This window comes from Hahella ganghwensis DSM 17046, from assembly GCF_000376785.1.
Taxonomy (GTDB): Bacteria; Pseudomonadota; Gammaproteobacteria; order Pseudomonadales; family Oleiphilaceae; genus Hahella; species Hahella ganghwensis.
In genome coordinates this window covers 72,737-79,302 of record NZ_AQXX01000117.1, presented here as the reverse complement: position 1 = coordinate 79,302, position 6,566 = coordinate 72,737, and the positions used below count along the sequence as shown (strand labels likewise).

Genomic DNA, 6,566 nt, shown 5'->3' with positions numbered 1-6,566 from the left:
AACTCCAGGGTCTGGTTGAAGTTAAAGTAGAAGTTGTCACCGTTATCATCGGTGAACTGGCCCTGGCTGTTGTAGGTCCGAACCAGGCTGCTGTCCCGGGCAATGCCCATCAGCAATTCGTCCCGGGTCTGCAGGATCAGGTTACCGGTGGTCGCATTCACATAGGCGGCTTCTCCTGACTGGCCCTGCCGGAGTTGGGACAGACCTGCCCCGCCCGTCAGTTCCTTGCCAAACAGACCTAACCCTTCTCCTGTTACGACCGCAACCATGGTGTCACCCTACTTTAAAAAACCAATAAAAAAGCCGCAGCCCCCGAGCGTTATGCACGAGAGCTGCGGCTATCGATATTCTGTATTTGATGCTGAGTGTTTTGAAAACTAACGACTACAACAAACGACGGAAGAATAAACTTCATCCCTGGGGATATTCCTTTGCTTACTATATAACCAGCAATCTTCTTTTCTAATTCTGGAAATTTAATGATGTTTTATCATGAAAGCAAGCGCAATTTACTCAACCAAAAATATCTTTAAAATGAACCTTTCAAGTCTATTTATACCACCAATATTATTGTCTAGTTTTAGACTTATAAGCCTGCATAAATAAACGATTCATTTTTTCGTGCTTATCATCTTCTTCGACCGTCTCTACCTGATCAATAGCATCTCTGGCAAACGATGATTGAAACTCCATTTCAAGTAGTTTTGCCAATAACGATGACATTACCTGATTCATTGCAGGATTAGTCACATTACTGGATATCCCCTGGTTAATAAGCTTCTCCCCATCAAGTTTATTTCCAGAAGAAAACGCCAGTATTCCCCGTTTAAACAAAACAAGTGCAGAATCTTCATGGAGCTGATCAAGGGGCTTCCAGGCAGTCTCAGCCGTTTTTACGTCTCCAACGACAAATTTAACCAGCCCGGATTGAAAATGGGCATCCCATAGCTCAGGCTCCAGAAGTACAGCCTCCTGCATGGTGACATATGCCCTTTCAAACATCCCGATCTCAGCATATTCTGCGCCCAACAAATATACACTGCGGGCACTCTTATCCAGCTCAATGGACTTTTTAAAATATATCAAGGCCTTTTCGTGGTCATTATTTTCGCTGGCTCTAATCCCAAGGAAGAAGAGCTCTTCGGAATCCAAAATCTCAATAGACAAACTCAACATCCTCCTAAATAAAGCTACCCACAAGAGAGTGGGCCACCAGGCTCCACCCATCAATTAAGACAAACATCAGTATTTTTATCGGGAGTGACAGCGTCAAAGGCGGCACCATTATCATTCCCATCGACATCAAGACGCTGGCAACAACCAAATCCACCAGCAGGAAAGGCAGAAAGATAACAAATCCAATCTGAAATGCGGTTTGAAGCTCCGACAACATGAATGCTGTCACCAAAGTAACGTTTGTGATGTCACCGAAATCTTCCGGCTGGGGGCCGTCCTGCATATCCAGGACCATCGCCAGATCTTTCTCCTTCGTTTGTCTGATCATAAACTCCCGCAATGGGTTTACCGCTTCCTGCAAAGCGGTAGAAGCGTCTAATTCGCTGGCAAGATAAGGGTTTAAAGCCTGTGACTCGATCTGTTTTACAACAGGCATCATCGTGAAAAGAGTTAAGAATAATGCTAGCGATATCAAAACAGTATTAGGAGGAGTCTGCTGCATTCCAAATGCGAACCTAAGCATAGAGAGCACTATTACGATTCGAGTAAATGCGGTCAGGGCAATTAGTAGCGCAGGGGCCAGGCTCAAAACAGTTAAAACGGCCAACACCTGTAACACGGTTGCAACCTGTCCTGGTTCCGCATCATCGATATTCGGCAGGGTAAAATCGATCCCCATCGTGGACGGCTCAGCCGCGTACGCAAGAGAAGGCAAGAAAAGAAATCCGATAAACAGAGCAATCATTCTAATCATGAAACTGACTCTTGCTCTGGACACTTAACTGCTTCTTCGCTGTTGGAAGCAATTTCTGACATTGCAATATGGTTCTGGTTTTCCACTACAAGATACTTCTGGTTACTGACTTCCAAGATATATGCATATGTTTTGCTATTTAATCGGCGATTACTAACGTATTTTATTTTTTCCGGCGAACTCATCGCGAGCCCTTGCTTTATAAGATACTTTCGCCCAATCCAAAGCGAAAACAGCGCAATAGCCGCCAGCGCACTCATTATCAAATACGCGTTTTCTGGACCGCCACCGGAAGTTTTTTCTTTAAAGGGTAAGTTTTCAATCTTTATATTTCCCAGCGATTCTGCTGCCCGCCTTTCTTTCTCGACTTCCGAATGGACTTCTGCACGAGAGGAGACAGCCTCGCCGGATGACACTTCATCCTCGGCCCCCCCCATACAGAAGTGGAGATCAACGAAACCAAAAGGCTGAACCTCACCCAAAAAGATCTCATCTGTGCCGGATCTCAGTCACTTGTATACCAAATACATCGCCAACCGCCACTAACTTCCCTCTGGCAACTGTTTTACCATCCAGCAGCAAGTCTATTGGCTCATCCACCAACTTATCCATCTTTACAACAGATTTATCTTTCAGGTTCGTAAGCTCGTCGACAGTTAGAGTCGCTTTTCCCAACTCCACAGACAGACTAACTTTTACATTCTTCACCAACTCAAGCGGATTTACATTCAGACTTTTACCACTTCCATCGTCAACCATATCTTGCAATATGACTTCCTCAATCTTATCTTGAACACCATCTTGATCGGTACCTACAAGACTATCTTGCCCTGCATCAACTTTCTTTTCCGACATTTAAATCAACCTTGTTTACTGACCAGTTTAATTGCTTTTCTATCCCCGGAAACTCCTAGGGCGCCTGTTAATACAGGATCTCCATCATTTAGAATCACTGCTGGCTCTTCAAGAGGGTGATCCAGACGAATAATGTCTCCTACCTGAATCTGCAGAAGCTCTTCTAAAGTGAGCTCCAACGGAAGTAATTCAACACTCAACTCGGTTGCCAGTTTCTGGCATCCATTAGCAACAGGCTCCAGACGCGCAGAGACTTTTTGAAGCAATGACAAATGAAGTTTTTCTGCCAGTGAATCGACATCAGCAGGCGGAATACAGAAATAACACTCCACCTCAGCTATCGTAAAATACCCCGTGAGCCAGCCCGATCCCTGCGAATGAATCAGGTTTGGTTCAATCAACCTTTCCACACAACGACCATCCTCGGTAATTCCGGAAAAGAAATCCTGAGCCAGCCTTTCCAGCAAGTAGCTACATAGCTCACTCTTCTCATCCGGCGGAAACGCCTCTTCCCTGGCAAGCTCCTTGAGAACAAGTTGAGGACTTTCCCAAACCAGTATCGCACCACTGGCACAAGTAAAGCTTAATTTCTTATCTATATAAGACCGAAAAGTATCGACATGTTCAGCGAGGCCATCTCCCTGAAACAATTCAATTTTGGGAAGAACTTCTTGAGAAAACCAATTCAGGCACCAACCCGAAATTTGATCTTGCAAATAATCTTTGAGTCGCTCGATGACATTCTGGCGATAAAATACAAAAGGACGAACAACCATCAACGACCCCGAACGTTACTATACAGAGTTTCAATGAGTTCATTTGAAACGTTCATGATTTGAGAGCTCGCCTGATAACCTCGCTGTATGATGATAATTTCAGCGAACTCGCGTGACAGCTCGACATTGGACAACTCAATACTTTTACCCTGAATTACTCCCAACCCCTGTTCACCCGCTTTAGCAACAAAGCGTCCGGCATTCTCATCTGCACGAAACAATGTCTCGCCGACACTACTCAATCCATTTATATTAAGAAAGTTTGCAAGGGCGACGGTGGGGCCCTCAACACTCTCTCCATTAGAGTAATTAAAGGTCATCTGCCCACTTTCATTAAAGCTGTATGCCGTTAGTCTTCCAGCAGGCTGACCATCCACCTCACTAATTTCCACGCTATTGATACCACTTAAGGAGGTCAGCCCTTCCAGAGACACCTCAAACTCAGAAACAGCGCCTCCGCTTCTGTCTGCTACCGCAATACGTGGGCCTTCAATGGTATTTCCATTTGTGTAGTGAATCTGAACGAAACCTTCTTCTGTAAAGTTTAGTGACTCTATAGTCCCTTCATCAGTTCCATTAGCTTCAAAGTTGACTGAAGAATCCGTGCCTGCCAGCTGCGTAAGACTATTGGTGGCTGATTCATAAAATCTGAGCTCAATGCTCAACGTAGATTCATTACTATCTGGAAAGCTTGCCGTTAACACTCTGCTTTCGGCAGCTAACAGACCCCCATCTTCATAATTCAAAGCCAGAGGCCCAGCCAACAAAGTACCACTGTCGTTTCTGAAAACGACTTCCCACTCCTGGTCATCCTGTTTGGTAAACTCAGTGAATATCTCCATATGAGAACCATCTGATTGGGTAATCTCGAAGGTGATCGGTGAATCTCCAGCACCAGGCACAACACTTCCAATACTCATATCAGCATCCAGATTTCCAGACAGTGAAACCTGGTTCGTCGGTTGAGCAGGGTTAGTAATCAGATCTGATATATTCAGATCGGTCAAAGTTCCTTCAGTACCAATCCCTGCTACACGGGAATTGTCAGAAGTGTTAACCAGATAGCCTTCTTCTGTGAAACTAAATTGTCCACTTCCAATAAATTGAATGTTTCCACCAACATCGTCTCGAGTAATGAAAGAAACATCATCAGTGAGCACAAATGACTTAGCTCCGCCTGAAGCTAGATCGCCATCTGTAAACTCAAAACTTTCTGATACTGTCAAAACCTCTTTCGTCTGGTCAGCAGATTGAAGCCTATACGGGTAATAAGTTACCGAATAATTTTTATCTTCAGAGCGAATGTGCCCATCTGAAGTAAAATGAATCGATTGGCTTGCCCCGACAGGATTTCCCGTCTGATCAACAAACTGAAGAGTCCACTGATTACCTAACTGTTTTTCAAATACTGCCTGAAGCTTCCGAGCGGTTCCCAGGCTATCGACAACATCAAACTCAAGCAGAGATTCCCCTCCGGAGTTAACTGTCGATCCGGCCAGCGTCCCTGAATCCAGGTTGCCGGATAATGCAACCTGAGTGGTTTCTTCAGAGCCGGCATATATGGAATCCTTAATAGAAATGTCTATCAAATTTCCGCCTTTATCGATCCCAGCAACTCTGTATCCCGTATCAGGATCAATCAATACTCCACTGGCATCAAACTGAAAATCACCTGCTCTCGTATACAGATCCTCTGCTCCGGTTCTTAGAATGAAAAAGCCTAATCCATCAATAGCCAGGTCTGTATCATTACCTGTTTCGGAAATATCGCCGTTTTGAAACCTTAGTTGAGAATCCTTTATTTGAGCTCCATCATTTCGTGTTAAGTCTCCCTCACTGTAGTTGGCAAGTTCAGCAAACCTAACATCACGGCCTTTAAATCCGGGAGTATTTAAATTTGAAACATTGTTACTGGAGTTCTCCAAGGCTTTTGAGAACGACAGCAAGCTGGACAAGCTGGAATAAATAGACCCTATACTCATAATACTACTCCCTCACAACGGTAATCTGAGAAGGTGAAATTCCAGTAATCGGAGTGTCGTCTTCTGTCTGCAAAGTCAGCAATGGATTACCGTTATTGAAAGAGATTGTTGTCACTTTACCAATAGCAAATCCGTCACCGTTATCTACCTGAACAGTTTTTCCTATTAATCCAACAGATTGAGAAACAGACTGAACATCCAATAAGCCTTCAATGTTATCATTGGTGCGAGTTGCCGTTTCCAAAGATGAGAACTGAGCCAGCTGTGCAATAAACTCTCGATTATCCACTGGCTCTAAAGGATCCTGAAAGGTTAACTGCGTAAGAAATATCTGTAAGAAATCCTCAATCCCTACTGCATTCTGTCGCAACGCTGCCGAGTCAGAATTAATTCGACCGATTGATTCTACAGCCATTATCTGATTACTCCTTTTTGTTTGACGTCCGCCAGGGATCGACCATTTAACATGACTTTTTCGACTTCAAATTCTGTATCTTTAATCGCGTCCGAAATTAAGGCCAAAATCTCTTCTGCTTTAGATAAATCCGATTGTTGGAAGTCCCGTATCCAAACCGTCAGCTTATTACCTTGATGAGTGAGATGGACATTGGTCAGGGAATACTGCGAACCATACTTTGTAACCTGCTTAACTAAGCTGGAGAATATATCTTTCTCCATAACAGGTTTGGGCGTTTTACCTCCAGTATTAGAGGATGCCCCGGTCACTCCGTACCCTACAGTTTGCCCGGATTGATTCACCCGGCTGCTGCTTGCATAGACCTGTTGCTGGATAGCCGAACTTTCCTTTAGATGACTAATGAGAACATGCTCCGCATTTACTCGCGACTCCACACCAATAACCGTACCTGCACCTTCGAAAACCTGGTTTGAGGTTGGCGCCTGTCTGGAGAAATTGTCTTTGCCAGTATTGACCTCAGAGTCTCCCCCATGAGCCATGGTAATATCATGATGACTCTCCAGCTCAGACATCCACTTCTGCTTGAACAACGAACTTTTCTGGTT

Annotated in this window: 9 protein-coding genes; all 9 read right to left on the bottom strand. The window is 44.4% G+C overall.

What is annotated here, in order from left to right; genetic code table 11:
* A partial coding sequence (locus F566_RS0114905; protein WP_026180025.1) for a hypothetical protein occupies nucleotides 1-269 on the bottom strand: 269 nt, incomplete at its 3' end.
* 298 nt (nucleotides 270-567) lie between these two features.
* The gene (locus F566_RS35505; RefSeq protein WP_157496807.1) at nucleotides 568-1,200 is read right to left on the bottom strand and encodes a tetratricopeptide repeat protein; all 633 of its coding nucleotides are present in this window, start codon (nucleotides 1,198-1,200) and stop codon (nucleotides 568-570) included.
* The gene (gene fliP / locus F566_RS0114895; protein ID WP_211210672.1) at nucleotides 1,181-1,921 is read right to left on the bottom strand and encodes a flagellar type III secretion system pore protein FliP; all 741 of its coding nucleotides are present in this window, start codon (nucleotides 1,919-1,921) and stop codon (nucleotides 1,181-1,183) included. The genes F566_RS35505 and fliP overlap by 20 nt, the downstream gene beginning before the upstream one ends.
* Nucleotides 1,922-1,926: 5 nt before the next feature.
* Nucleotides 1,927-2,412 carry a hypothetical protein gene (locus F566_RS0114890; RefSeq protein ID WP_020407801.1) on the bottom strand — a complete coding sequence of 162 codons (486 nt, stop codon included), beginning with the start codon at nucleotides 2,410-2,412 and terminating at the stop codon, nucleotides 1,927-1,929.
* A gap of 7 nt (nucleotides 2,413-2,419) precedes the next feature.
* A complete protein-coding gene (locus F566_RS0114885; RefSeq protein ID WP_020407800.1) occupies nucleotides 2,420-2,785 on the bottom strand; it encodes a FliM/FliN family flagellar motor switch protein in 366 nt (121 codons plus the stop codon).
* Nucleotides 2,786-2,790: 5 nt separating this feature from the next.
* Nucleotides 2,791-3,561 carry a FliM/FliN family flagellar motor switch protein gene (locus tag F566_RS0114880; protein ID WP_020407799.1) on the bottom strand — a complete coding sequence of 257 codons (771 nt, stop codon included), beginning with the start codon at nucleotides 3,559-3,561 and terminating at the stop codon, nucleotides 2,791-2,793.
* Nucleotides 3,561-5,543 carry a flagellar hook-basal body complex protein gene (locus F566_RS0114875; protein WP_020407798.1) on the bottom strand — a complete coding sequence of 661 codons (1,983 nt, stop codon included), beginning with the start codon at nucleotides 5,541-5,543 and terminating at the stop codon, nucleotides 3,561-3,563. The genes F566_RS0114880 and F566_RS0114875 overlap by 1 nt, the downstream gene beginning before the upstream one ends.
* Before the next feature lie 4 nt (nucleotides 5,544-5,547).
* Nucleotides 5,548-5,958 carry a flagellar hook capping FlgD N-terminal domain-containing protein gene (locus F566_RS0114870; RefSeq protein ID WP_020407797.1) on the bottom strand — a complete coding sequence of 137 codons (411 nt, stop codon included), beginning with the start codon at nucleotides 5,956-5,958 and terminating at the stop codon, nucleotides 5,548-5,550.
* On the bottom strand, nucleotides 5,958-6,533 hold the full coding sequence (locus F566_RS0114865; RefSeq protein WP_157496806.1) for a hypothetical protein: 576 nt from the start codon (nucleotides 6,531-6,533) through the stop codon (nucleotides 5,958-5,960). The genes F566_RS0114870 and F566_RS0114865 overlap by 1 nt, the downstream gene beginning before the upstream one ends.
* Nucleotides 6,534-6,566: the final 33 nt, after the last annotated feature.

Coding starts and splice junctions, on each gene's coding strand:
- fliP (WP_211210672.1), bottom strand. CDS start 1,921: ATGATTGCTCTGTTTATCGGATTTCTTTTCTTGCCTTCTCTTGCGTAC.
- F566_RS0114885 (WP_020407800.1), bottom strand. CDS start 2,785: ATGTCGGAAAAGAAAGTTGATGCAGGGCAAGATAGTCTTGTAGGTACC.
- F566_RS0114880 (WP_020407799.1), bottom strand. CDS start 3,561: ATGGTTGTTCGTCCTTTTGTATTTTATCGCCAGAATGTCATCGAGCGA.
- F566_RS0114875 (WP_020407798.1), bottom strand. CDS start 5,543: ATGAGTATAGGGTCTATTTATTCCAGCTTGTCCAGCTTGCTGTCGTTC.
- F566_RS0114870 (WP_020407797.1), bottom strand. CDS start 5,958: ATGGCTGTAGAATCAATCGGTCGAATTAATTCTGACTCGGCAGCGTTG.
- F566_RS0114865 (WP_157496806.1), bottom strand. CDS start 6,533: ATGTCTGAGCTGGAGAGTCATCATGATATTACCATGGCTCATGGGGGA.